Source organism: Lawsonibacter sp. OA9 (assembly GCF_022440585.1).
On the sequence record NZ_JAKNTI010000022.1, the window covers coordinates 1,789,567 to 1,813,968 of the forward strand.

Sequence of the window (24,402 nt, forward strand, 5' to 3'; positions counted from 1 at the left end):
GGAGGTTTTTATGGGATACGACGTGAGTTTTCACCCGATTTCGCCGGAAGAAATGCGGGAATGGTATTTTACTCCCCTTACTTGGATACAGCAGGGACAGGAGGAAAAGGTACTGGCCCTTGCCGCACGGCATGGAATGGAGGATTTCTATGCGGAAAAGTATCTGGATACCCTGCGGGTCGGGGCGGGGACAGAGCCGGATGAATTGTTTGATAAGAGCCACGGCTTTTATATTGCGGTAATCCAGGGCTTTTTCCGGGATTACTATTACACCAGAGGCAGTGCCTTTTCTTTCTTGGTGGAGCAAAAGCCGGAATATGCCCGGTACTTCACCCCATGGACACAGGTGGTACCAACCTTCTTTCCCAATCCAGCAAAAAATCGGATCATCGAAAACTACTGCTCCGGTGTATACTTGTCTCCGGATCAAGCCGCACAGCTTCTCCGGGATATGAAGCAGGGGCCGAAGGTTCTCGAAGATATGGAGAGGCTTTGGAGCGATGGGCAGCTTGCGGTGCTGAAAAAGGCCCTCACCGCCGCCGTGGAGCTGGGTGCTGGCCTGCTGGAAGCCACTGAGGTAGTGGAGCCCAATCCCATCCGACCCAATGAGAGTACAAGCTATTCCAACCTGTACCACTGCGACCGGGATGGGGTATATCTCTACATAGACATGGCTCTGAAACAGATTAGCCAAACAATGGAGAGGAGTAAAGACCATAGTTGAAAACAGAAAATTGATAAGAAGGAGAAGCGATGGATGAATGGAATCATCCTTTTGGTGGGCGTTTTATTGTTCGCGATACTGATAATGTTGCTTCTTACAAAGCAATGGGGTGGTCTGATTCTCTTTTTCCTTGCCCTGTATTTGATTTTCAAATAGTGGATGAACTTTGCCTGGAGGTGGGTACTATGGAACAAAGACGCCCTGCGGACATCTTTGCGGAGGCCCTGGACTACCTGTGGAACGGCCTGGGCCTGGAGGAAAAGGGCTGGAAGCGGCTGAAAAAAGGCGACTTCAAAAAGAGAACAAAAAACGGCCTGACCTATCAGATCTGGTTTGATAGGAGCCGATACAACTACCTGGACTATGAGATCGGTCATGGAAATGTGGAGGTGGGCTTCACCTGCATCATTAAGCTGGGGGATGACCGCCTCTATTCTTTTAAAATAGAATCCACAACAGGCGGTTCGTTCTTCCGGATGCTGACAGAGGACCTGCGGCTGAACACCGGACTGCTGGACACCTTTCTGCCCCTGATCCAAGCCCACTACCTTGACTTTATCGACCGATTTGAGGCGGACCCGGCAGAGGCGCTCCAGCCGGTCTGCGCCCCCTTTATCCAGCCGGAGGACTACATCTGGTGCATCCATGTGAATGAGCAGATGGTGGAACGGTACGGAACGGCGGAACAGCTGGCGGAGTACCGCCATCAGGCGGAACTGCGCGGAACGCCGGAGCACAAGGCAAAGAACTGGATGGGCTCGATGTTGTTCCACCTCTCCCACTCCGATGATGTGGATCACGCCTGGGCCTCAAGCCGCACCAGAGCGGAGCTGGACCAGGTGGTGGACCCCTTTGTGCAGGCCAAGCGGCAGACAGGACAGTGGTCGCAGGAGGATGAGGCGGGCTATCAGCTCTACCGGCAGGAGACAGACCCGGAGAAACGCACCTTTCGGGTCTGGTATCTCATCGCCAACCCCCGGGGCCTGCCGAAAGAGTTTGTCCAGAAAGAACTGGAATTCCGGTGGAAGCTGTTCCCTCAAAAGAAGGAGGAGACCAAATGAGCAATAAAGTGTTCCAGCAGAACCTGGATGACAAAAAAGGCCCCCAACCCGGCGGCCCTTATCTCATTCAGATGCTGTTCAAAGAGCCGGCGGATATGCCGGACAAGGATGAAATGACCGCTGTGATGGAAAAGCACATCGGCGCTGTAGAGTGTTTCTGCCGCGACAAAAAGATGGCCGGCTATGCCGCCCTGGATCATATTGCGGAATTTCAGGACGGTAAGTGCCCGGTACAGTTGATGGTGATGAAATGCGACAAGTTCAAGGGCAAAGGCTTTGACGCCTTCCTGATGAGTCAGATGTGGGACTGCCAGGAGGACCGGGAGCGGATCTTCCGGGAGTGCCGGTATCAAGTCGTGGCCACCGATATGCTGGCTGCGGCGCTTCCGGCGCTGGAGCGGGCCAACCTGGACGCCAACTTTTTGGAGGCTCTGGCAGAGCTGTATCCCACCTGCGAGGCGTTCTATTTTCAGAACTGTGGCAAGCTGTTTCTGGCGGAAGATGTGCGTTCCCACCAGATTGAGGGGCCGGACCGTTTCATCCGTTTCGGGGTCAATGTCCGCTTTTTCAACATCGAGGGCACCGAGGATATGCTCATCGATACGGTGGGCATGAGCACTTTGTTCCTGCCGGATCTCCAGTACCACTTCCACGGCATGGACCCCAACTGGGTGGTCAATCATACCTACAATGTAGCGTCATATATTCTGGGGAACGATAATCCTATTAGCAACGGGGAAACCGTAGACGGCGTAGTAGACGGGAGAGTGAGCCGAGAGATCCAGTGGAAGTGCCAGTATGAGGATGCCCTGATCCAGCCGCCCAGAGGGGTGCTGGACATCAATATGGGGAAATATGCCTCGGGAGGACGATGATTTGATAGGCCGACTACCTGAGCAATCTAAGGGGATCTTTGTGTGTGCCAGCGCGCAGAATGGCGCACACAAAACCGCCTGATTATCCCTCTTATAAATTGCCCATTATCTCGGAAACAGACAGCGAAAAACGGTCCGTTAGGGTTTTCCTTCCCTAACGGGCCGTCCTGTTTTATTAGCTCGGTACAGGCTTTCATATTCATGTGCGTTGCCCCACTGAGTTGCCTGACACATGGTGAAGCCGGGCACAGGCCAGCATCAGATACACTAGGAATGGCTGGCGTTTTATCCCAGATCTACCTCCCCATTTTGTACGACACACATTTACTCTTTTACTCTCGTCCACCAGAATATCGCACACCCTGCCGGTAATTCAGGTGCGGTCAGGATTCGCAGCGGGGCTGTTTCACCCCTTCCCCGGCCCCAGCCTCTCAGCAAGCTCTGACCAAAAATGGACAGGGCCATGTTGCTTGCATAGAAATTGTAATTCCGGAGTATGAAAAAATAATTTTATGAAGATATTGAATCCGCGCAGAGTCTGGGCAAAACTTGGAATCGATGTTAGTCTTTTTTGTCGTATTGGGGCCTCGTTCATTTATTTTCCGCAACAAGACAATGGTCTTCAGTATCATCGGCAAGGTCCGCAAAAAGCTTCCTGGCGATAGAAAAGGCCGTCCGGTCAAAGATCACCAGATAGACCGTCACGTCGTGGTCCAGCACAAAGTGCCCGATGATGTCCACAGCCACCTTCAGCGCCTGCTCCTTGGGGTAGCCGTACACTCCAGCGGAGATAAGCGGGAAGGCCACCGTCTGGCAGCCATGAGCCAAGGCCAATTCCAGGGAAGAACGGTAGGCAGATTCAAGCAGTTCCCGCTCCCCGTGGCGGCCGCCCCGCCAAATTGGTCCCACCGTGTGGATCACATATTTTGCAGGCAGCCGGTATCCATTCGTGATTTTTGCCTCTCCCGTCTTACAGCCGCCCAAGGCGCGGCACTCGGCCAGCAGTTGAGGCCCGGCGGCACGGTGGATGGCGCCGTCCACACCTCCGCCCCCCAGCAGGCTCTGGTTCGCGGCATTGACGATGGCATCCACCTTCAGCGTCGTAATATCATTTTGCACAATGCGCAGGGGCATAGAGGCGCCTCCTTCATTTCTATCAAAATCAAATTTCTGCCCATCCTTCTATTTGACCACAGTATAGCATCCTTCCTATGTTTTGTCGATAGAGGGCCTGGACTTTGTCTGCCCCTATTATCCCTGGGACGCCTTTGTAAATGTCATGGGGGTCCACCTAAAGTCTGTCATTTTATGGGTTGTTCAAATTGATATGGAAGATAGGCTTCTTCATAAGAAATTCATAAACCTGTACTATACTAGTATAGAGGTGATCTCACATGAAAAAAATTTTGGTCGTAGAGGACGAGCCGGACATCCAAGAGCTCCTGGGCGCTTATCTCAGAGACACTGGATATGACGTAGAGATCGTGGGAGATGGGGTTGCGGCTCTGGACCGCTTTCAAAAGGGGACCTTTGATTTGATCCTTCTGGACTTGATGCTGCCAAAAATCGACGGCTTCGGCGTATGTGAATTGATCCGGCGAGAGTCTGATGTGCCCATCCTGATGCTCACCGCCCTGGATGGTGAGGAGGAGCAGTTACGGGGCTTTGGTCTGGATGTGGACGACTATGTGACCAAGCCCTTCTCCATGCCCATCCTTCTGGAGAAGATTCGGGTAATCCTCCGCCGTTTTGACGTTGTGGAGAGTGACAGCCGGCTGCACTACCGGGAGCTGGTGATAGACCCAGACGCCCGCGAGGCCCTTCTGAACGGCCGACCGCTGGAGCTGACCGCACGGGAATTTGAGCTGCTACACACCTTTGCCGCCGCCCCCGGAAGAGTGTTTACCCGGGAAATGTTGCTGGCCAAGCTGTGGGGTTATGACTTTTACGGGGATGAACGGGTGGTGGACAGCCACATCAAAAACCTACGCCACAAGCTGGGGGCCGGCTACATCGAAACGGTAAGGGGGGTGGGCTATCGTGCTGGGAAAACGGCTCGCTGAAAGCCTGACTGTCCGTGTTTTCCTCATTACTGTCCTAATTCTATTCGGTGCGGGGGCAGTGACCTTCGGTCTGATTGCCTGGGCCACCCCCAGCACCTATACCGCTGTTGTCAACGATGACCTGACACGGCAGGTGAAGGTCCTCGCGGCCAAGCTGGAGCAGTCCTCATATAGGGACTGTGGGCCTCTGTTGGACGATTTCATCCGTGCGTCTGGAGCCCAGGCTATGCTGGTCGGTCCGGACGGCGCGCTCGCCGACACTGGTGCCCAGTTGGCCGTCCAACCGCTGTATGAGGACAGCACCATGGTAATCACGGCATCCGGCAACTTGGGAGAGGCGGACGCCGCCATCGCCCGGGCAGAGGGTACCTCTGTGGCCGGTGATATGGTTTCCGTCACCATGTCCGAACAGGACACCATTGTCACCGAAGTACGGTTTTCCGATGGAGAGGATCCCTATTCTCTCTATGTCACCCCGCGGATGGAGGCGGAAAATCTGGCGGTGCGGGCGCTGGTCCAGATGGCCCCGTGGCTGTTGCTGGTGCTGCTGGTCTTTTCCCTTCTGTGCGCCTTTGGATACTCTCGCTATATCACCCGACCTATCGTCCGACTCAGCGGCATCGCCCAAAAAATGGCCGGGCTGGACTTCCACTGGGAGTGCGGAGAGCGGCGCCGGGACGAAATCGGGCAGCTGGGACGCAGCCTGGACCAGATGTCCCATCGGCTGTCCGCCTCCCTGGCTGAACTGGAGGCAGCCAACCAGACCCTGCGCGGAGAGATCGAACGGGAGCGAGAGCGCCAGCGGCAGCGGACGGCCTTCTTTTCCGCCGCCTCCCACGAGCTGAAGACCCCGGTCACCATTCTGAAGGGACAGTTGACCGGGATGCTGGAGGGGGTGGACGTGTACCGGGACCGGGACAAATATCTGCTCCGCTCCCTCCAGGTCACTGGACGGATGGAGAGCCTGATTCAGGAGATGCTGAACATTTCCCGTGTGGAACAGGGGATAGTAACCGTGGAGAGGGAAGCCGTGGGCCTGGCAGCCCTGTTGGAGAAACAACTTTCCCAAGATGCTGGGCTGCTGGAACAGCGGGGGCAGCGGCTCTCCGCCTGTCTGACCACCGAAATCACGGTAGAGGGGGACCCCTCTCTGCTGGGTAAGGCGGTGGGCAATCTGCTCTCCAACGCCGCCCTCTACTCCCCCGAGGGGGCCGAGATTCGGGTGTGGTGTGGCCTCCTGGATGGCTGCCCCGCCCTGACGGTGGAAAATACCGGGGCCCATATTGGGGAGGAGGCTCTCCCCCACCTGTTCGAGGCCTTTTACCGGGCGGAAGCCTCCCGGAACCGGAGCACCGGCGGCAGCGGCCTGGGGCTCTATCTGGTGAAAATGATCCTGGAGCGGCACGGAGCCACCTGCACCATTGAAAACACCCCAGAGGGAGTACGGGCGTCTGTCCGCTTTTTAGAAGAGGTATCATGAGAAAACCATTCCCTTCTCCCCCACTTTGGCCCCCGAATCATAACCACTGGCTGTGCCGGTGATTTCGATTGTAAAAAACACCGCTAGAAAAATCCACACATTGGAACGCTGATAGACACAATATACGGCCTTTTCCCAGCGCGAGAATTGAGCCGTGCGTTAATCGTCCCTCTGTTCAGCGAAGACAGCGGGAGAAAGCAGGCCGCAAAATCAGGAAACCACCATTCGTCAGGCCTCATCTCCCCAATCTACCGTTGGCGGAAGCATATCACGCTTTGTATACCAAATCCATATTCCCTCTGAATCTCCACACAAAACACACACCCGCTCCAAACCGTCTCCATATGGCGCTGGTATCCTAGCCGCATCCCAAGCAGAAAGGAACCTGACACATATGGAGATCAACATTCAAACCGTCGGCATGACCTATCCCAACGGAAAGCAGGCTCTTAAGGGCCTCTCTCTGGATTTGCGCTCCCCCAGCCTGGTGGGTCTGCTGGGCCCCAACGGGGCGGGCAAATCGACCCTGATGAAGCTGCTGGTGGCCGCCCTGCTCCCCACCACCGGCTCCATTCTGGTGGATGGACAGCCTCTGACCAGGGTGGAGCGGCAACTGAAGGCCCGGCTGGGCTATCTGCCCCAGGACTTCGGACTGTTCGACGAACTCACTGTGGAACAGTTTCTGGACTACATGGCAGCCCTCAAGGGATTGCGGGGCCCCAGAGCCGTCATACGGCAGGTAATCCGCTCCGTCAATCTGGAGGAAAAGGCAAGGGCCAAAATCCGCACCCTGTCCGGCGGGCAGCGCCAGCGGGTGGGCATCGCCCAAGCTCTTTTGGGGGATCCGGAGCTGCTGATTCTGGACGAGCCCACAGTGGGCCTGGATCCAGAAGAGCGTATTCATTTCCGCAATCTCTTTTCCCAGACCGCCCAAGACCGGCTGGTGCTGCTGTCCACCCACATTATCGAGGACATACAGTCCGTGTGTGGGCAGCTTGTGGTCATTAACCGGGGCCAGGTCCTGTTTTCTGGCACCCCAGAGGCGTTGATCCAGACCGCCACCGGTCATGTGGGTATCTTTTGGGAGAAGGACGCCGCCCAGGAGGATGGACTTCACATCACTGCCCGAGTAAATACCGGCCAGGGAGTCCGCTGCCGGGCGGTGGCTGACGTGCTCCCTCCCTTCGCCCAGCCGTCGGACCCCACCCTGGAGGACGCCTACCTCTATCTCATTTCCCAGGAGGCGGTCCAATGAAGCCCCCGCGTCTGTTTTCTCTGGAGCTTGGGCGGCTACTGAAAAGCCGTCTGACCTGGCTGGTCCTGCTGTTGACCGTCCTCTCTCCTGCCGCCGGGTTGGTGCTCTACCGGCCTGCCGCCGCCAGCACCATGCTGTCCACCTATCTGGCCAACCCAGCTCTGGCCGGCGGCGTTGTGGGCGGCGTCCTGTTCGGCCTTCTGGCAGTGTACGAGCTGGACCGGACGGAGCGCGGCCGGGTCAGCCTGCTGGTGGACGGGGCGGTCTCTCCCCTGATGATGGCCCTGGTGCGCCTGCCCGCTCTAATGGCAACAGCGGCACTGGGACTGGGCCTTACTGTTGTAGTGTGGTTCCCGGTGAGCCGGCAACTCATCGGCTCTGTCTTTGATGGAGCCGACTACCTGTTGGCCTACGGGCTGCTCATGGGGCTGGCCCTGTGGCTGTCCATTTTGGCGGCAGCATCCGCCTATCAGTTCACCCGGCGGGTGGACCTATCCCTGGTTCTCTTTACCTCCTTTTCCGCTTTAAGTCTTACGGTGTGGGCCGGGGACTGGCAGTTGTGCTGGCTCAACCCCTGTGTGTGGGCCCTGTCCGATGACTTTTCTAACCTTCGTATCTTCCGGTCCGTGGCTTATATGCGCCTGACCTGGCTGGCAGCCCTGGCTGGGATATGGGTTGTTTCCTACCTGTGCGTCCGGCGGTATGAAAAGGGGCTCCTGGGTTCTCTGGCCCAGAATGCCCGGCGGGCCTACCGCCCTGCTGTGGCCCTGCTGCTCCTGATCGGCTCCGGCGCCGCCTATGCCGCCCAGCCCTTCGTAGACCACAGCAACCCGGACCTGATGGCCATGACCTTTTACGAAATTCCCTATGCCGAGGGGGTGGTGTGCACCGGCCGCTCCGCTCAGGTGTTTCCAGATACCGCCTCTGGAACAGTTTTCGGTCGGGCCAGCTATCAGTTTGAAAATACCTCCCAACAGGAACGAACAGCGTCCTTTGGCGTGACCCCTGGCTACACAATCTCTAATGTGCGGGCCAACGGTGTGGAGGCTCCTTTCTCTGTAAGCGACTACCAGGAATATAACGAAGCCCTGCTGGAGGTAACTCTCCCCGCTGATGAGCAGGTGGAGTTAATCATGGAGTACAGCGGCTTTCCCCAAGAGAGCAACGTCATGTCCACGATGCAGGGTGGCGCGGAGATCAGCGGGGAATACCTGTGTCTGGAAAACGCAGCCCTGTCTCCCCGGCTGATGAATGTGCTGCCAGGCGAGGCGGGTTATCCCACCACCATGGAGCTCACCCTGCCCTCCTCCATGACGGTCATCCCCTTCGGCTCCAGTGAGGCGGAAGTGGTGGCCCAGCACGACGACGGCACCGCCACCTGGCGCTATCAGTTCAGCAGCACCGGCGGAATTGTCTATGCTGGGGACTATATCCGGGAGGACATTCAGGCCGGGGGTATGACCATCCAGTTCTATTACGGCCGTAAGCACCAGGCTGTGATGGCGGAGGCTGGCGCGGCAGATGCGGTAAAGGCGGTGGTGGACTACTGCACAGAGCATTACGGTCCCCTATCTTTTGGCGCCGGGAAAACCCTGAAGCTTGTCCAGAGCCGAGTGTCTGGCGGCGGCTATGCCGCAGACGGGGCCAGCCTGCTGGATGAGGCGGACTTCACCGCCGCCAATCTCAGCGATGGAGGCAAGGGCGCCGCCCCCGGTGAGGTAATGATACACGAATTGGTCCACCAGTGGTGGGGCCTGGGCAATATGTTTGATTTGGCGGCCCCTGCCTCTCCCTGGTCTGCCGAGGGCTTGACCGTGTACACCACCTACCGTATCGTAAAGGAGCTCTACGGCGAAGATTACGCCCAAACACACTATGTAGACCAGTGGAAGCGGGAGGTGGAGGACTACTACCTAGATTTCTATGTCCGCAATCCCGAGTTCTTGGCCAAGTTGCCCCAGGAGGAGCAATTAGCGATCAGCAACAGCCTGTCCTTCATACGTCAGTACCACGAGATGCCCTTGAAGATCCTGAAGGCGGAGAAACTGGTCGGCGGAGAAGAGGCCATGGACCAGGTTCTGTGCGGCCTGTTTACCCGAGAGCTGGACCCCATGTATCCCTATCTCACCTATCAGGAGTTTTTGGATGCCTGTGGGCTGACGGAGGAGGCGTTGGATCTTGGCTAAGATTTTCGGATATGAGTGCAGGCGGCTGCTGTGGAACAAGTTTTTCCTGGGCCTGTTGGCAGTCCTGCTGTTTTACGGGTGGCAGGTCCTGGATCGGGTGACCATCCTGGGGGTGTCCCACACTGCCCCCTTCTCCCCTTGGAGCTTTGGGGACTACCTGTGCCGGCTGCTCCCCCTGATGTGGATCGGGGCCCTGTTTTTTCTGACCTTCTTTACTTCGGGAAAGGCCCGGCGGGCAGCGGTGCTCACCGATGCCGCCCCGGCGGAGCCCTATCGATACGCCCTGGCCCGGTGCGCCGCCGCTCTGGTGGGGACGGGGCTGCTGGCCTTGGCCTGCCTGGGCGAAGCGGCGGTGTTTTACGGTCGATACTTCGGCTGGTACCGCTGGGGGGAGCTGGTCCTCCCAGCCCTGGCTACCCTGGCCCCTCCTTTGGTGTTTGCCCTGGGAAGTGGCTGGCAGTTAGGGAGAGTACGGCCCTGGCTGATCTTCCCGTGGATGCTCCTTCCCATTCTTCTGACGGCGCTGCCCCTACCTGAATCCCTTGGACTGTTAAATGGCAGTATCTTTGTAAGCCGTCCTCTGGCCCTGGGCGTGCTAGATCCGGCCTTTTCCTTGCCCGTGGGCGCCATTGTGACCCAATGTGTTCTTCTCCTTGTAGGCGTGTTATTCCTGATCATCCGTCCTTCCAAGAGAAAAATACGCTGAACCTGTCCGGTACAGGCAGGATCTTATAAGGGGAGCGATTTCATCTCTCTAATCTAAAAATCTCCCATTTCAATCATTGAAATGGGAGATTTTCCTCTCTGTTTAAATATCTAATTCTTTTCCTTCCAATCTTAGGAGGTGACATCCCTCGATTTACTGTCCGCTGCTGGCACCATCTACCGGGATAGCTTCCGTTCAAAGCGGTCCTTCCTGGTATCCGAGGGTATTGCGGTGGGATATCTGCCGCTGAAACAGGCGTCACAGCAGTTCCCTCCCCCGATAAGTTCCCCCAGCTTGGACAGTGGAAGATACCCCAGCGAATCCGCCCCTATCATGTCTGATATTTCCTCTGGCGTGTGGCTGCAGGCAATCAGATTTTCCTTCGAGTCGATATCTGTGCCATAGTAGCAGGGATTCAAAAAGGGTGGCGCCGAAACACGCACATGGATCTCACAGGCTCCCGCCTCTCGTAGAAGGCTGACAATACGGCCGCTGGTAGTACCCCGGACAATGGAGTCGTCAATGAGGACTACTCGCTTGCCCCGGACGGTCTCTCCGATGGCGCTTAACTTGATCTTCACCTTGTCCAGACGCTGCTCCTGTCCCGGCGAGATAAAGGTGCGCCCAATATACTTGTTTTTGAGCAGTCCAATTCCGTATGGGATACCGGAGGCCTGGCTGAATCCAAGGGCGGCGTCCAGCCCTGAGTCCGGCACCCCTACCACCACGTCCGCCTGAGCCGGGTGCTCCTGTGCCAGGATCCTTCCGGCCCGGAGTCGGGCGGCGTGGACGGATACCCCATCGATGACCGAGTCCGGACGGGCAAAATAGATGTACTCAAAAATACAAGGCCGCCTCGCGGCTTTTCCACAGTGCTCCCTCCGGGCGACCATTCCTTCCGGACTGAATACCAGGATCTCTCCTGGCTCTACATCACGGACGAACCGCGCTCCTACGGCAGTCAGAGCACAGCTCTCCGAGGCTGCCACATAGCCCCCGCCAGGCAGTTCCCCATAACACAGGGGACGGAACCCATAGGGATCTCGGGCGCAGATCAGCTTCCTGGGAGACATGAGTACCAGAGAGTAAGCCCCCTCCAGCTCATCCATGGCCTTGCTCAGAGCTTCCTCAATGGAGGGGCAGGTCAGCCGCTTTCTTGTAATGGTATAGGCAATAATCTCTGTATCGCTGGTGGTATGAAAGATGGCTCCCTTCAGCTCCAGTTGCCCCCGCAGTTGGGCGGCGTTGCTGAGGTTTCCGTTGTGAGCGATGGCCATGTGCCCCTTCACATGGTTGACCTCAATGGGTTGGCAGTTGCCGCGATTTGCGGCCCCGGTAGTGCCGTACCTCACATGGCCCACCGCCATGGCTCCCTTGGGAAATCGGGCCAGCTCCTCCTGAGAAAAGGCCTGGCTCAACAGCCCCAGATCCTTTCTTGAGAAGAATACACCGTCGTCGTTGACCACGATGCCGCAGCTCTCCTGTCCCCGGTGCTGGAGGGCATACAGTCCGTAATAGGCCAGGCTAGCCGCCTGGATTGGGGCTTGGCTGATGACGCCGAATACACCGCACTCCTCATGGATGCTCATTTCTATTCCTCCCGCTCTGAAGCTGGCGCCGGCCCGCGCGCTTCCTTATTCCCTATTCCCTGTTTTTCTCCTTCGCCGCGAATATAAATTCCCGAAACAGCGGATGTGCCCGGTTGGGCCGGGCGCAAACACGGGCTCCCCCCGTGTTTGTCCCGGTGTTTCAATGCCCTCCGGCTCTCCGCTGCCGCGGAAACCGCCGGAGCTGGCAAAAAGCCGGCCCGCGCACGCTCTTACGCTCCGCTTTTCTCCTTCGCCGCGAATATAAATTCCCGAAACAGCGGATGTGCCCGGTTGGGCCGGCTTTTCAGCTCCGGGTGGAATTGGACGCCTACAAACCAGGGATGGGAGGGCAGCTCTACTATCTCCACCAGCCGGCCGTCCGGCGACAAACCAGACAGGCGCAGCCCAGCTTGGGTCAACCGCTGGCGATATTCGTTGTTGAACTCATAGCGGTGCCGGTGCCGCTCCGAGATGTCCGACGTTCTGTAAGCTTGGAACGCCGCTGTGTCTTCCCGGTCAATGCGGCACGGGAAGGCGCCCAGGCGCATGGTGCCTCCCTTGTCGGTCACGCCCCGCTGGCCCTCCATCAGGTCGATGACGGGATAAGGTGTGTCCGGGTCCAGCTCGCTGGAGTGAGCCCCCTTCATGCCGCACACATGGCGGGCAAACTCCACCACCGCCATCTGCATTCCCAGACAGATGCCCAGAAACGGTATTTTATGCTCCCTGGCATAGCGGATGGCGGAGATCTTGCCCTCGATCCCCCGGCTGCCAAAGCCGCCGGGTACCAGGACGCCGTCCACTCCGGCAAGGAGCATCTCCACGTTGCCCTCTGTGACCGCTTCGCTGTCTACCCAGCGGATGTGTACCTTTACCCCGTTCTCGATCCCTCCGTGGGTCAGCGCCTCCACCACAGAGAGGTAGGCGTCATGGAGGGCCACATACTTACCCACCAGTGCGACCTCCACTTCTCCTTTTGGGTGCTTGGCCCGCTGAACCATAGTATCCCACTCGGTCAGGTCCGGAGCGTGGCACTCCAGCCCCAGATGCTTCACCACCACCTGAGCCAGTCCCGCCTTCTCCAGCATCAGCGGGACCTCGTAGAGCAGGCCGGCGGTCAGATTTGGGATGGCGTTTTCCACCGGGATATTGCAGAACAAGGATATCTTTTCCAGGATCTCCTGGGGCACCGCCTCATCACTACGGCACAGGATAACATCGGGCTGGATGCCCAGCGAGAGCAGCTCCTTGGCCGAGTGCTGGGTGGGCTTTGATTTCAGCTCCCCGGTCCCTGGGATGGATACGATGAGGGATACATGGAGAAACATGACGTTTTTTCTCCCCCGCTCGGCGGCCACCTGGCGGATGGCCTCCAGGAACGGCTGGGATTCGATATCGCCTACCGTACCACCGATCTCTACAATGGCTACATCGGTTTCAGGCCCCTCCAAGGTATAAATACACCGCTTGATCTCGTCGGTAATATGGGGGATGATTTGGACCGTTCCACCCAAATAGTCCCCTTTCCGCTCCCGATTCAGTACGTTCCAGTATATCCGGCCCGCTGATACCGAGGAGTTTACCGTCAGATTCTCATCGATGAAACGCTCATAGTGGCCTAGGTCCAGGTCAGTTTCCGCCCCATCATCGGTGACAAAGACCTCCCCGTGCTGATAGGGGGACATGGTCCCTGGGTCCACGTTGAGATATGGGTCCAGCTTCTGGACTTTTACCTTCAGCCCCCTCTGCTTCAGGAGCCGGCCCAAGGACGCCGCTGTGATCCCCTTGCCCAGGCCGGACACCACGCCTCCAGTCACAAAGATATAGTTTGTCATAGCCCCTTCTCTCCCTTCACTGGCCGCAGCCTGTTCTCACAGCTCGATCCGGGCAGTCTCCCGCTCCAGATCCGCAAACAGCGGACGGATGCTCTGGACAAAGTCCTCCACCTGCTGGGCACACCGGCCGGTATACAGCTCCGGGTTCAGCAGCCGCTCCATATCCCCTCGTGACAGGCCGAAGGACGGCTCCCCGGCCAGCCGGTCCAACAGGTCGCAGTCCCCCCCATCTTTCATCCGGGCGGTGGCTGCCATGGAGCAGCGGCGGATGATTTCATGGAGCTCCTGCCGGTCTCCCCCCCGCTTTACCGCCTCCATCATCAGATTTTCCGTGGCGATGAAGGGCAGGTACTCCTTTACCGTTTTCTCAATCACTCTTTCATTGACATGGAGCCCGTTTGTTACATTCTGGGCCAGACGCAGGATAGCGTCAGCGCACAAGAAGCCCTCGGGCAGGGCAATGCGCCGGTTGGCTGAGTCGTCCAGCGTCCGCTCCAGCCACTGGGTCGAGGCAGTCATAGGGGCATTCATAGCGTCGGCCATCAGATAGCGGGCCAGGGAGCAGATTCGCTCACAGCGCATAGGGTTGCGCTTATAAGCCATGGCGGAGGACCCAATCTGGTCCTTTTCAAAGGGCTCCTCCACCTGCCTGTCGTGCTGGAGCAGGCGGATATCATTGGCCATACGGTAACAGCTCTGGGCGATAGAGGAGAGGCAATTCAAAATGCGGCTGTCCAGCTTTCTGGGGTAGGTCTGGCCGCACACCGGGAAGCACTCCTCAAATCCGAAGTCAGAGGAAATCTTCCGGTTCATTTGACTGATCTTCTCCTGGTCCCCGTCAAACAGGTCCAGGAAGCTGGCTTCAGTGCCGGTAGTCCCACGGCAGCCCAGGAACTTGACGTTCTTCAGGGTGAAGTCCAGTTCGGACAGGTCGGACTCCAAGTCCTGGAGCCAGAGCGCCGCCCGCTTACCTACCGTGACCAGCTGGGCAGGCTGATAGTGAGTGTAGCCCAGGGTAGGCAGGGCCCGATATTGCTGGGCAAAGTCGGCCAGATTGGCCATCACCTGAAGCAGCTGCTGGCGGAGATAGCGCAGCCCATCCCGGTAAAGGATCAAATCGGCGTTGTCTGTGACATAGCAGCTGGTGGCCCCCAGATGGATGATGCCGGCGGCAGAGGGGGCCGCCTGTCCAAAGGCGTAGACATGGGCCATCACGTCGTGGCGCACCTCTTTCTCCCGCCGCCTGACACAGTCATAGTCGATCTCGGAGATGTGGGCCTCCAACTCCTCTACCTGCCCCTGGGTAATGGGCAGGCCCAGTTCCATCTCCGCCCGTGCCAGGGAAACCCACAGCCGCCGCCAGGTCTGATAGCGGGTATCGGCGGAAAAAAGCTGGAGCATATAGGGGGAGGCGTAACGGGTAGACAGCGGGGATTCATATCGGTCAGTCATTTGTCGTCCTCCTTATACTCTGATGACACTGTCCCGCTCCGGCCCCACCGAGATATAGGCGATAGGACAGCCGATGGCCCGCTCCACATGGCCCACATACTCCTGGGCCTGGCGGGGCAGATCCTCCCACCTACGGGCCGAGGAGATGTCCTGCTTCCAGCCCGGCAGATACTCGATCTCCGGCAGGGCTTTGCCCAGGGCCGTGGGGAAGGGAAAGCTCTCTGTAGGCTGGCCGTCCAGCCGGTAGCGGACGCACACAGGGATTCGGTCCAGATAGCTGAGTACATCCAGTTTGGTCAGTGCGATCTCTGTGGCCCCCTGGATTTCCACCCCGTACCGGGTGGCCACCAGGTCGATGGGGCCTACCCGCCGCGGCCGGCCGGTCTTGGCGCCGTATTCCGCTCCCGCCTTCCTCAGTTTCTCCGCCTCCGGACCGAACATCTCACAGACAAAGGGCCCCTCCCCTACACAGGTGGAGTATGCCTTTACCACACCTACCACCCGGTCAATTTTGGCGGAGGGCAGGCCGGAACCGATAGGGGCGTAGGCCGCCGTGGTGTTGGATGAGGTGGTGTAGGGGTAGATGCCGAAGTCCAGGTCCCGAAGGGAACCCAGCTGGGCTTCGAAGAGGATGCTCTTTCCCCGGCTCTGGGCCTGCTTCAAATAGGCCCCGCTGTCACAGAGATAGGGCTTGATTTTTTCGCAGCTGTTGGCCAGCCACTCCTCCACCCTCTCCATGGTGAAGGGCTCTGCCCCATACACCTTAGTCAAGGTTAGGTTCTTCCACTCCAGAAGCTGGGCCAGATGGTCCCGTAATTCCTCCGGATAGAACAGCTCTCCGGCCATAATGGTCTTTTTCTGGTACTTATCGGAGTAGAAGGGGGCAATCCCCTGCTTGGTTGAGCCATACTTGTGGTCCTTCAGCCGCTTCTCCTCCAGCTCGTCCAGCTCCCGGTGCCAGGGCAGCAGAAGCGAGGCCCGGTCGCTGATCTTCAGATTCTCCGGGCTGATCTCCACTCCTCTGGACATCACATCCTCTATCTCTGTCCACAGGTTCTCCGGGTCCAGAGCCACCCCGTTCCCCAGGACATTGACGACCCCCGGGCGGAAAATACCCGAGGGAAGAAGATGGAGGGCAAATTTTCCATACTGGTTGATGACGGTGTGTCCGGCGTTGCCGCCCCCCTGGTAGCGGACCACAAGGTCATAGTCCTGGGTGAGCAGATCCACCATCCTTCCCTTGCCCTCGTCCCCCCAGTTGATGCCCACGATGGCGCAGTTTGACATATCGTTCCCTCCGTTTACAGTTGTTGGTTGAGCCGGTCCATGACCTGGCGGTAGGCCGCCTCCACGCCGCCCAGATCCCGGCGGAAGCGGTCCTTGTCCAGTTTGTCCCCAGTCTGACTGTCCCACAGGCGGCAGGTGTCGGGGCTGATCTCATCGGCCAGGATTATGGTACCGTCTGGCAGCCGGCCAAACTCCAGCTTGAAGTCCACCAGTGTGACGCCGCACTGCTTCCAGATCTCCCGGAGCAGCCTGTTGACCTCCAGGGCATAGCGCCGGATGACCGCTACCTCCTCCGGGGAAGCCAGCCCCAGGGCGAGCACATGGTCGTCGTTGAGCAGAGGGTCCCCCAGCTCATCATTCTTATAGGAAAACTCCAGGGTCGGCCGGTAAAAGACCGCTCCTTCGGCCACCCCGTACCGCTTGGAAAAGGAGCCGGCGGCAATGTTGCGCACGATGACCTCCAGGGGGACGATGGCCACCCTCTTTACCAGGGTATCCCGGTCGTTGAGCTCCCGGACCAGGTGGGTGGGGATTCCCTCCCGCTCCAGCCGGGCCATCAGCAGATCGCTCATCCGGTTGTTGATGACACCCTTACCGACGATGGTACCCTTTTTCAGCCCATTGAAGGCGGTGGCGTCATCCTTATAGGATACAATCAGCAGCTCCGGGTCATCTGTGGCGTACACCTTTTTCGCCTTGCCCTCGTAGAGCAGCTCCCGCTTTTGAGGCATTTCACTCATTTGTTTTCCCTCCCATAGACGCTACAAATCGGTCAAACAGATACTCCATATCCCTGGGGCCGGGGTTGGCCTCTGGATGGAACTGTGTGGAAAAGCAGTTGGGGCGGCGGTAGCGCAGTCCCTCGCAGGTTCCGTCGTTGGCATTGATGTGGGACACCTGGGCCACCACCGGGTCCACGGTATCGGCCAGTACCATATAGCCGTGGTTTTGACTGGTGATAAACACCCGGCCCCTCTCTACATCCCGGACCGGGTGGTTCCCGCCCCGGTGGCCATAGTCCATCTTTCCCGTCCTGGCCCCGGTGGCCAGTGCCAGCATCTGGTGGCCCAGACAGATGCCATACAGGGGCAGGCCGCTGTCATAGAGCTTTTTTATCTCCCGGATCATGTCTGTGTTCTCCGCCGGGTCCCCAGGGCCGTTGGACAACAGCACCCCATCATAGCCGCCGGAGAGGACTGTCTCGGCCGGGGTGGAGGCGGGCAGCGCCGTGACGCTGCATCCCCGGCGGCGGAGACAGTCTATCATATTCTGCTTGACCCCGTAGTCCATCATGGCCACATGGTACCGCTCCTCCCCTATGGCGGGAAACTCCTCCGGGGCGGAGCGGGTAACCTTCTGGATCGTATCCCGGACCTTATAGGCGTGCAGCCGCTCCAATACCTGCCCCACATCAAACTGCTGGGCACAGGTCAGCATGGCGTTCATGCTCCCCTGGCTGCGGAGCAACTTGGTCAGGGCACGGGTATCCACCCCCTCGATGCCGGGGATGTCATGCTCCTTCATATAATCCCCCAGGTCCATCTCTCGGCGGAAGTTGCTCCCCCTGGGGGACAGATGGCGAACCACCAGCATCTCCACCCAGGGGCGGCTGGACTCGTTGTCCTCGCTGTTCACCCCGTAGTTGCCGATGAGGGGATAGGACATGACCACGCCCTGTCCGGCATAGGAGGGATCGGTCAGGATCTCCTGGTAGCCAGTCATGGAGGTGTTGAACACCAGCTCGCACACCCGCGCCTCTGTGCTCCCGATGCTGGTACCGGAGAGGACGCTTCCGTTTTCCAAGATCAAAGTCGCTTTCAAACTGCTCACTCGCTTCCTATGTGATGGTCTTAAACTCCGCTCTGGCCGTAGTTGGCCAGCACACGGGCGGAGGGGTCATCCACGTCGCAGCCCTCCCACTCCCGGTTGGGCATCCAGAAATCCAGGACCATCCCGCTCTGCCCCGGATAGTATTTCTCAAATATCTCACGATAGAGCAATGACTCCTTGGTAAAGGGGCGCGCATGGACATACTTCTGCCTCAGCTTCTGGAAATCGTCATCGGTGTAACACTGTTCCGCGTATTCCTTCAGGTCGTCCACCAGTGAGTGGCCCACAGCGTCGGAGAAGGCCGCCTTCTCCCGCCACAGGATATCCTGGGGCAGCCAGCCGCCCTCCTCGAAGGCGTGGCGGAGCAGATACTTGCCCTTTCCATATCGGTTCCGCTTCCGCTCCGGGTCCACCGACATGACATAGCGCACGAACTCCAGGTCTCCGAAGGGGACTCGTGCCTCCAGGGAGTTGACCGAGATACACCGGTCTGCCCGGAGCACATCGTACATGTGCAGCTCTCGGACCCGTTTTTCCGACTCCTCCTGAAACGCTTGGGCAGAAGGGGCGTAGTCTGTATACTTATAGCCGAACAGCTCGTCGGATATCTCGCCAGTGAGCAGCACCCGAATATCGGTCTGCTCGTGAATGGCCTTACAGACCAAGTACATTCCCACGCTGGCCCGAATGGTGGTAATGTCGTACGTGCCCAGCAGATGAATCACCCGCTCCAGGTTGGAGATCACATCCTCCCGTGTGATGATCACCTCCGTGTGGCGGCTGCCGATGTATTCCGCCACCTCCCTGGCGTATTTCAAATCGATGGCGTCGCCGCTCATGCCGATGGCAAAGGTCCGAATCGGGGTCTTGCTCCGCCGGGCGGCGATGGCGCACACCAAGGAGGAGTCAAGCCCTCCAGACAGCAGGAAGCCCACCTTGGCGTCGGCCACCAGCCGCTTTTCCACCCCGGCGATCAGCTTTTCCCGGATGTTCCGGCATACCGTTTCCAGGTCATCCCGGCAGATCCGCTCCACCTGGGTCATATCCCGGTAACAGATAAATCTGCCGTCCTTATAGTAATGTCCAGGGGGGAAGGGCAGTATTTCTCCCGCCGCCAGGCCCAGCAGGTTCTGGGGCTCGCTGGCAAAGAGGATAACTCCTTGGCTGTCATATCCGTAATAGAGGGGGCGGATGCCGATGGGATCACGGGCGGCGATGTACTCCTGTCTCTCACCGTCATAGAGGATGCAGGCGAATTCCGCATCCAGCATCCGGAACATCTCCACCCCGTATTCCCGGTACAGAGGGAGCAGCAGCTCACAGTCAGAGTCGCTGGCAAAGGTATATTTTTCTTCCAGTCGCTTTTTTAGCTTTTCAAAGCCGTATATCTCGCCGTTGCACACCACGAAGCTGCCGTCCAGCGCAAAGGGCTGCATCCCGGCAGAAGTCAGGCCCATAATGGACAGCCGGTGGAATCCCAGCAGGCCCTTTCCTGTGTCAACGATCCGGCTGTCATCCGGCCCCCGACTGACCGTGCGCTGAAAGCCGGCCTGAAATGCCTCCAGGTCGAACACTGGGCCGCAATATCCCATAATGGAACACATAAACGCTCCTCCAATCTCTATTGGGCCCCGGTCCGAATGGAGGCCGGGGCCAGAAGGGATCTGGTCGTTACCGCACGCCAAACAGCAGGTCGCCGTAAGTGGGAAACGGCCAATACTTTTTGGGGGTCAGGGTCTCCGCCTCGTCGCAGGCCAGGCGCAGCTGCCCCATTTTACACAGGATCACATCCCGGACAGCGGCGGCCTCCTGGGCGATATCCCCGGCGGAGGACACCTCCAGCACCGCCTGCTCCAGCTCCGTGGTTTTGGCCGCCATCTGATCCGTAAGAGCAGACAGCTTTTTTACCAGCTCGGACTCATACCCGCAGGGGCAGCCAGGGACCAGTTCCCGCTTGGCGGCCGCCCCTCTGGCGGTGTCCAGCGCAAAGGACTCCACGGCTGGCAGGATCTCCGTTCTGGCCATATCCACCATGGTGTTGGCCTCGATCAGAATGGTTTTGCAGTAGTTCTCCATCATGACCTCATACCGGGAGGTAAGTTCCTCCAAGGTCAGCACGCCGTGGGAGGTGAGGAGCCTGACATTCTTCTCATCCAGCAGATGGGGGACGCAGTCCGGGGTGGTGCGGTAGTTGAGCAGGCCCCGCTTCTCTGTGGCCTCAGTGATCCAGGCATCATCGTAGCCGTTTCCGTTGAAGATGATGCGCTTGTGCTCCCGGATAGTCTGCCGGAGCAGCTCCTGCAGGGCGGCGGGGAAGTTCTCGGCCCCCTCCAGGCGGTCGGCATAGAGCTTGAGGCTCTCAGCCACAGCGGTGTTGATCATGATGTTGGCGCAGGCGATGGAGTCGGAGGAGCCCACCATGCGGAACTCAAACTTGTTGCCAGTGAAGGCGAAGGGGGAGGTGCGGTTCCGGTCTGTGGTATCCTTGCTGAATTTGGGCAGGATATCCACCCCAAGCTTCATCTTGGTCCGGGCAGCTCCCTGATAGGGGGTCTCATGGTCAATGGCCTCCAGCACACCGTTCAGCTCATCTCCCAGGAAGATGGATACCACAGCGGGAGGCGCCTCGTTGGCTCCTAGGCGGTGGTCGTTGCCGGCCGTGGCCACCGAGATGCGCAGCAGGTCCTGATAGTCGTCCACCGCCTTGATGACGGCGCACAGAAACAGCAGGAACTGGGCGTTCTCATAGGGCGTATCACCGGGAGAGAGCAGGTTGACGCCAGCGTCGGTGGAGATAGACCAGTTGTTGTGCTTACCCGATCCGTTCACTCCTACAAAGGGCTTCTCATGGAGCAGACAGACCAGCCCGTGCCGGGCGGCCACCTTCTGCATGATCTCCATGGTCAGTTGGTTGTGGTCAGTGGCAATGTTGGTGGTGGTATAGATAGGGGCCAGCTCGTGCTGGGCCGGGGCCACCTCGTTATGCTGGGTCTTGGCCAGGACACCCAGCTTCCACAGCTCCTCATTCAGGTCCTCCATAAAGGCGGCCACCCTGGGTTTAATCACGCCGAAATAGTGGTCATCCATCTCCTGTCCCTTGGGGGGCTTGGCGCCGAACAGAGTTCGGCCGGTAAACCGCAGATCCCGGCGCCGCTCATACATTTTGGCATCCACCAGGAAATACTCCTGTTCTGGACCCACCGCGGTGGACACCCGTTTCACCGTGTCATTTCCAAACAGCCGCAGGATGCGGAGGGCTTGTCGGTTCAGGGCCTCCATGGAGCGCAGCAAGGGGGTCTTTTTGTCCAGCGCCTCGCCGCTGTAAGAGCAAAAGGCCGTGGGGATGCACAGCGTTTTCCCCTTGATAAAGGCATAGGAGGTGGGGTCCCAGGCGGTGTAGCCTCTTGCTTCAAAGGTAGCCCGCAGCCCCCCGGAGGGAAACGAGGAGGCGTCCGGCTCCCCTCGGATCAGCTCCCTGCCTGAGAATTCCATGATAACCCCTCCATCTGGAGAGGGGGTGATAAAGCTGTCGTGCTTCTCGGCGGTGATGCCGGTGAGTGGCTGGAACCAGTGGGTAAAGTGGGTGGCCCCCTGGGCTACGGCCCAGTCCTTCATGGCGGCTGCCACAGCGTTGGCCACACCCAAATTCAATTTAGCCCCCTCGTCGATGGTCTTCTTTAAAGACTGGTATACGTCAGCGGATAAATTTGCCTTCATCACCCTGTCGTCGAACACCATGCTTCCAAAATACTCCGGAACAGCTGCCATTGTCTTTCACCCTTTCTACTTCTAAAAAAATGCAAAAAAGGCGAAGGCGCCTCTAAGGAAAATCCTTAAAGACGCCTTTGCCTTTATGTGCCGCATTATAGCCCCGTGGCAGCCGTTTGTCAATGAGATTTTGGACTGTTTAGTACATTCTGTAACAGTTTCCAAAAACATTTCGCCCTATTTTTCCTGTTTCTGTCTGGACCGCCAAAATTTTTTCCCATAGGAGACAACACTGGAAAATCCATTTTTACCGGTGCTATAATAGCAGCGGATCCCGTTCCACCAGGCTGCCAGCCGGCTTTGCGGCCTTCGCATATGCCCGGCGACGCAAAAATATCCATGAAAGTTGGTGTGACCGTGAAATATTCCAAGCGCGAGGTCATGCAGTATGTTCAGGAGGAGGAGATCAAGTTCATCCGCCTCGCCTTTTGTGACGTATTCGGCCGGCAGAAAAACATCTCCATCGTGGCCACCGAGCTGCCCCGGGCCTTTGAGTACGGCATCGCCATTGACGCCTCCGCCATCGCCGGCTTTGGGGACGTAGCCCATTCCGACCTGCTCCTCCGGCCTGACCCAGAGACGCTGATGCTCCTCCCCTGGCGCCCGGAGCATGGTCGGGTGGTGCGGATGTTCTGCTCCATTGTCTATCCCGACGGCCAGCCCTTCCCTTGTGATTGCCGGGTCCTGCTTAAGCAGGCTGTGGCCTGCGCTGAGGAGAGGGGGCTTCAGTTTCTCTTTGGCGCGGAGCAGGAATTCTACCTGTTCCGGCGGGATGAAAACGGTGAGCCCACCAAGATTCCCCACGACAGGGCCAACTATATGGATACGGCCCCAGAGGACAAGGGGGAAAACATCCGCCGTGAGATCTGCCTCACTCTGGAGCAAATGGGCATCTGGCCTGAGTGTGCCCACCACGAGGAGGGGCCCGGCCAGAACGAGATCGACTTCCGCTACTCCGACCCTCTCACTGCCGCCGACAATGCCATGACTTTACAGGCCATCGTGAAAATCATTGCCGAGCGGAATGGACTGTGCGCGGACTTCAGCCCCAAGCCCCTGGAGGGGAAACCGGGCAACGGCTTTCACATCAATATGTCAGTGAAGTCAACGGATGGACTGGACCACCTGCCCGAGATGGTAGCCGGTGTGCTGGACAAGGTGGGGGAGATGACCGCCTTTTTGAACCCTACCCGAGAGTCCTATTCCCGTCTGGGCGGCTATAAGGCCCCAGATTACATCTCCTGGTCCAAGGGGAACCGTTCCCAGCTGATCCGGATCCCAGCGGCGGCTGGTGAGTACCGTCGAGCGGAGCTGCGCTCTCCCGATCCTATGGCCAACCCATACCTGGCCTTCGCACTGATGATCTATGCCGGCCTGTACGGCATTGAGCGGCATCTGGAGATGCCTCATCCCGCCGAGGTGGACCTCTACCAGGCGGACGCAGAGACGCTGGTAAAATTCCGTCGGCTGCCTCAGAACCTCCAGTCCGCCTGCGCCACCGCCGCAGACAGCCCCTTTATCCAGACCTATATCCCGGAAGCCATCCTGGCGGAATACCGCAAGCGGGCCTGAAGCCCGTCTGCATAACAGGGAAAGGAGTGGGAAGCCATGAGCCTGAAGGAGCAGGTATACAGCGTTCTTTTTGTATCATCGGCGGAGCGGTTCAACATCGGCTTTTCCGCCGTCCTTCAGGAAACTCCCTGTGAGCCGGTGGTCACAGTGTCTAGCGTAAGCGCCGCCGAGCAGACCCTAACCCAGCGGTCCTTTGATTTTATCTTCATCAACTCTCCCCTTCCGGATGACTCCGGCGTTCGGTTCGCCGTTGACAGTTGCCGTCTGGGGGGGACTGTCATCCTTTTACTTGTCCCCAGCGACCTCCATGACGAGGTCTATGACCGAGTGGCAGAGCACGGAGTATTCACCTTGCCCAAGCCCTTTTCCCGGACCATGCTCCTCCGGGCGGTCAGCTGGATGGTCAGCACCCGGGAGCGGCTCCGGAGGCTGGAAAAGCGCGTCCTGCCTCTGGAAGAGAAGATGGAGGAGATCCGCCTGGTCAACCGGGCCAAATGGTTACTCATCAGTGAATTGAAGATGACCGAGCCGGATGCCCACCACTATATCGAGCATCAGGCGATGGACCGCTGTGTGTCCAAAAGATCCGTTGCGGAGGATATTATCCGTCTTTATACATAGCGGTCCCAAAAGGCCGGAGGGCGCTCCTCTTACCCCACCTGTGGCCCGCGTTCAAATCTCCTCTTGACATGGAGTGTACTCCAACCTTTATAATAGGA

Annotated in this window: 18 protein-coding genes and 1 pseudogene; 10 read left to right on the forward strand and 9 right to left on the reverse strand. The window is 58.4% G+C overall.

Annotation, left to right across the window (positions count from 1 at the left end):
* The first annotated feature begins 10 nt into the window (after positions 1 to 10).
* The 3 genes from MCG44_RS09915 to MCG44_RS09925 all read left to right on the forward strand — a co-directional run bounded on the left by MCG44_RS09915 (position 11) and on the right by MCG44_RS09925 (position 2,660).
* Positions 11 to 724 (forward strand): hypothetical protein, encoded by a 714-nt coding sequence (locus MCG44_RS09915; protein ID WP_186853075.1) that lies wholly within the window; start codon positions 11 to 13, stop codon positions 722 to 724.
* Positions 725 to 909: 185 nt separating this feature from the next.
* Positions 910 to 1,785 (forward strand): spondin, encoded by an 876-nt coding sequence (locus MCG44_RS09920; protein ID WP_240287998.1) that lies wholly within the window; start codon positions 910 to 912, stop codon positions 1,783 to 1,785.
* The gene (locus tag MCG44_RS09925; RefSeq protein ID WP_240288000.1) at positions 1,782 to 2,660 is read left to right on the forward strand and encodes a DUF4261 domain-containing protein; all 879 of its coding nucleotides are present in this window, start codon (positions 1,782 to 1,784) and stop codon (positions 2,658 to 2,660) included. The genes MCG44_RS09920 and MCG44_RS09925 overlap by 4 nt, the downstream gene beginning before the upstream one ends.
* A gap of 618 nt (positions 2,661 to 3,278) precedes the next feature.
* Here the strand turns inward: MCG44_RS09925 and MCG44_RS09930 are convergent.
* Positions 3,279 to 3,794 (reverse strand): annotated as a pseudogene (locus tag MCG44_RS09930) (O-acetyl-ADP-ribose deacetylase); the annotation flags it as partial.
* Positions 3,795 to 4,054: 260 nt separating this feature from the next.
* On the opposite strand from MCG44_RS09930, the gene MCG44_RS09935 reads away from it, so the two are divergent.
* From MCG44_RS09935 to MCG44_RS09955, 5 genes are all read left to right on the forward strand, one after another.
* Positions 4,055 to 4,723, forward strand: a complete 669-nt coding sequence (locus MCG44_RS09935) for a response regulator transcription factor (RefSeq protein ID WP_240288002.1) — start codon at positions 4,055 to 4,057, stop codon at positions 4,721 to 4,723.
* Positions 4,701 to 6,203, forward strand: coding sequence for an ATP-binding protein (locus MCG44_RS09940; RefSeq protein WP_240288004.1), 1,503 nt, complete (start codon positions 4,701 to 4,703; stop codon positions 6,201 to 6,203). Before MCG44_RS09935 ends, MCG44_RS09940 begins: the two co-directional genes overlap by 23 nt.
* A gap of 394 nt (positions 6,204 to 6,597) precedes the next feature.
* Entirely contained in the window at positions 6,598 to 7,458 is an 861-nt protein-coding gene (locus MCG44_RS15160; RefSeq protein ID WP_186853080.1) for an ATP-binding cassette domain-containing protein, read from the forward strand.
* Positions 7,455 to 9,644, forward strand: a complete 2,190-nt coding sequence (locus tag MCG44_RS09950) for a hypothetical protein (RefSeq protein ID WP_240288006.1) — start codon at positions 7,455 to 7,457, stop codon at positions 9,642 to 9,644. Before MCG44_RS15160 ends, MCG44_RS09950 begins: the two co-directional genes overlap by 4 nt.
* Positions 9,637 to 10,350: a hypothetical protein gene (locus MCG44_RS09955; RefSeq protein WP_240288008.1), complete on the forward strand. Its 714-nt coding sequence runs from the start codon at positions 9,637 to 9,639 to the stop codon at positions 10,348 to 10,350. Before MCG44_RS09950 ends, MCG44_RS09955 begins: the two co-directional genes overlap by 8 nt.
* Before the next feature lie 176 nt (positions 10,351 to 10,526).
* Here MCG44_RS09955 and purF read toward each other — a convergent pair whose 3' ends face one another.
* From purF to MCG44_RS09995, 8 genes are all read right to left on the reverse strand, one after another.
* A complete protein-coding gene (gene purF, locus MCG44_RS09960; protein WP_240288010.1) occupies positions 10,527 to 11,939 on the reverse strand; it encodes an amidophosphoribosyltransferase in 1,413 nt (470 codons plus the stop codon).
* 230 nt (positions 11,940 to 12,169) lie between these two features.
* Positions 12,170 to 13,774 carry a CTP synthase gene (locus tag MCG44_RS09965; protein WP_240288012.1) on the reverse strand — a complete coding sequence of 535 codons (1,605 nt, stop codon included), beginning with the start codon at positions 13,772 to 13,774 and terminating at the stop codon, positions 12,170 to 12,172.
* A gap of 36 nt (positions 13,775 to 13,810) precedes the next feature.
* Positions 13,811 to 15,226 (reverse strand): adenylosuccinate lyase, encoded by a 1,416-nt coding sequence (gene purB, locus MCG44_RS09970; protein ID WP_186853085.1) that lies wholly within the window; start codon positions 15,224 to 15,226, stop codon positions 13,811 to 13,813.
* 12 nt (positions 15,227 to 15,238) lie between these two features.
* Positions 15,239 to 16,513: an adenylosuccinate synthase gene (locus MCG44_RS09975; protein ID WP_186853086.1), complete on the reverse strand. Its 1,275-nt coding sequence runs from the start codon at positions 16,511 to 16,513 to the stop codon at positions 15,239 to 15,241.
* A gap of 14 nt (positions 16,514 to 16,527) precedes the next feature.
* Positions 16,528 to 17,253 (reverse strand): phosphoribosylaminoimidazolesuccinocarboxamide synthase, encoded by a 726-nt coding sequence (gene purC / locus MCG44_RS09980; RefSeq protein ID WP_240288014.1) that lies wholly within the window; start codon positions 17,251 to 17,253, stop codon positions 16,528 to 16,530.
* Positions 17,246 to 18,334 carry a carbamoyl phosphate synthase small subunit gene (locus tag MCG44_RS09985; RefSeq protein WP_240288911.1) on the reverse strand — a complete coding sequence of 363 codons (1,089 nt, stop codon included), beginning with the start codon at positions 18,332 to 18,334 and terminating at the stop codon, positions 17,246 to 17,248. Before MCG44_RS09985 ends, purC begins: the two co-directional genes overlap by 8 nt.
* A 29-nt stretch (positions 18,335 to 18,363) precedes the next feature.
* Complete coding sequence (asnB, locus tag MCG44_RS09990; RefSeq protein ID WP_147571349.1) at positions 18,364 to 19,947, reverse strand: asparagine synthase B; 1,584 nt, start codon at positions 19,945 to 19,947, stop codon at positions 18,364 to 18,366.
* Positions 19,948 to 20,014: 67 nt separating this feature from the next.
* Positions 20,015 to 22,111, reverse strand: a complete 2,097-nt coding sequence (locus MCG44_RS09995; RefSeq protein WP_240288016.1) for a glutamine synthetase III — start codon at positions 22,109 to 22,111, stop codon at positions 20,015 to 20,017.
* A gap of 339 nt (positions 22,112 to 22,450) precedes the next feature.
* On the opposite strand from MCG44_RS09995, the gene MCG44_RS10000 reads away from it, so the two are divergent.
* Together MCG44_RS10000 and MCG44_RS10005 are read left to right on the forward strand one after the other, a co-directional pair.
* Entirely contained in the window at positions 22,451 to 23,683 is a 1,233-nt protein-coding gene (locus MCG44_RS10000; RefSeq protein WP_207721972.1) for a glutamine synthetase family protein, read from the forward strand.
* A 36-nt stretch (positions 23,684 to 23,719) separates the two neighbouring features.
* Entirely contained in the window at positions 23,720 to 24,304 is a 585-nt protein-coding gene (locus tag MCG44_RS10005; RefSeq protein ID WP_186853090.1) for an ANTAR domain-containing response regulator, read from the forward strand.
* Positions 24,305 to 24,402: the final 98 nt, after the last annotated feature.

Coding starts and splice junctions, on each gene's coding strand:
- purC (WP_240288014.1), bottom strand. CDS start 17,253: ATGAGTGAAATGCCTCAAAAGCGGGAGCTGCTCTACGAGGGCAAGGCG.
- purF (WP_240288010.1), bottom strand. CDS start 11,939: ATGAGCATCCATGAGGAGTGCGGTGTATTCGGCGTCATCAGCCAAGCC.
- MCG44_RS09915 (WP_186853075.1), top strand. CDS start 11: ATGGGATACGACGTGAGTTTTCACCCGATTTCGCCGGAAGAAATGCGG.
- MCG44_RS09965 (WP_240288012.1), bottom strand. CDS start 13,774: ATGACAAACTATATCTTTGTGACTGGAGGCGTGGTGTCCGGCCTGGGC.
- MCG44_RS09925 (WP_240288000.1), top strand. CDS start 1,782: ATGAGCAATAAAGTGTTCCAGCAGAACCTGGATGACAAAAAAGGCCCC.
- MCG44_RS09920 (WP_240287998.1), top strand. CDS start 910: ATGGAACAAAGACGCCCTGCGGACATCTTTGCGGAGGCCCTGGACTAC.
- MCG44_RS09950 (WP_240288006.1), top strand. CDS start 7,455: ATGAAGCCCCCGCGTCTGTTTTCTCTGGAGCTTGGGCGGCTACTGAAA.
- MCG44_RS09995 (WP_240288016.1), bottom strand. CDS start 22,111: ATGGCAGCTGTTCCGGAGTATTTTGGAAGCATGGTGTTCGACGACAGG.
- MCG44_RS10005 (WP_186853090.1), top strand. CDS start 23,720: ATGAGCCTGAAGGAGCAGGTATACAGCGTTCTTTTTGTATCATCGGCG.
- MCG44_RS15160 (WP_186853080.1), top strand. CDS start 6,598: ATGGAGATCAACATTCAAACCGTCGGCATGACCTATCCCAACGGAAAG.
- purB (WP_186853085.1), bottom strand. CDS start 15,226: ATGACTGACCGATATGAATCCCCGCTGTCTACCCGTTACGCCTCCCCC.
- MCG44_RS09935 (WP_240288002.1), top strand. CDS start 4,055: ATGAAAAAAATTTTGGTCGTAGAGGACGAGCCGGACATCCAAGAGCTC.
- MCG44_RS09975 (WP_186853086.1), bottom strand. CDS start 16,513: ATGTCAAACTGCGCCATCGTGGGCATCAACTGGGGGGACGAGGGCAAG.
- asnB (WP_147571349.1), bottom strand. CDS start 19,947: ATGTGTTCCATTATGGGATATTGCGGCCCAGTGTTCGACCTGGAGGCA.
- MCG44_RS10000 (WP_207721972.1), top strand. CDS start 22,451: ATGAAAGTTGGTGTGACCGTGAAATATTCCAAGCGCGAGGTCATGCAG.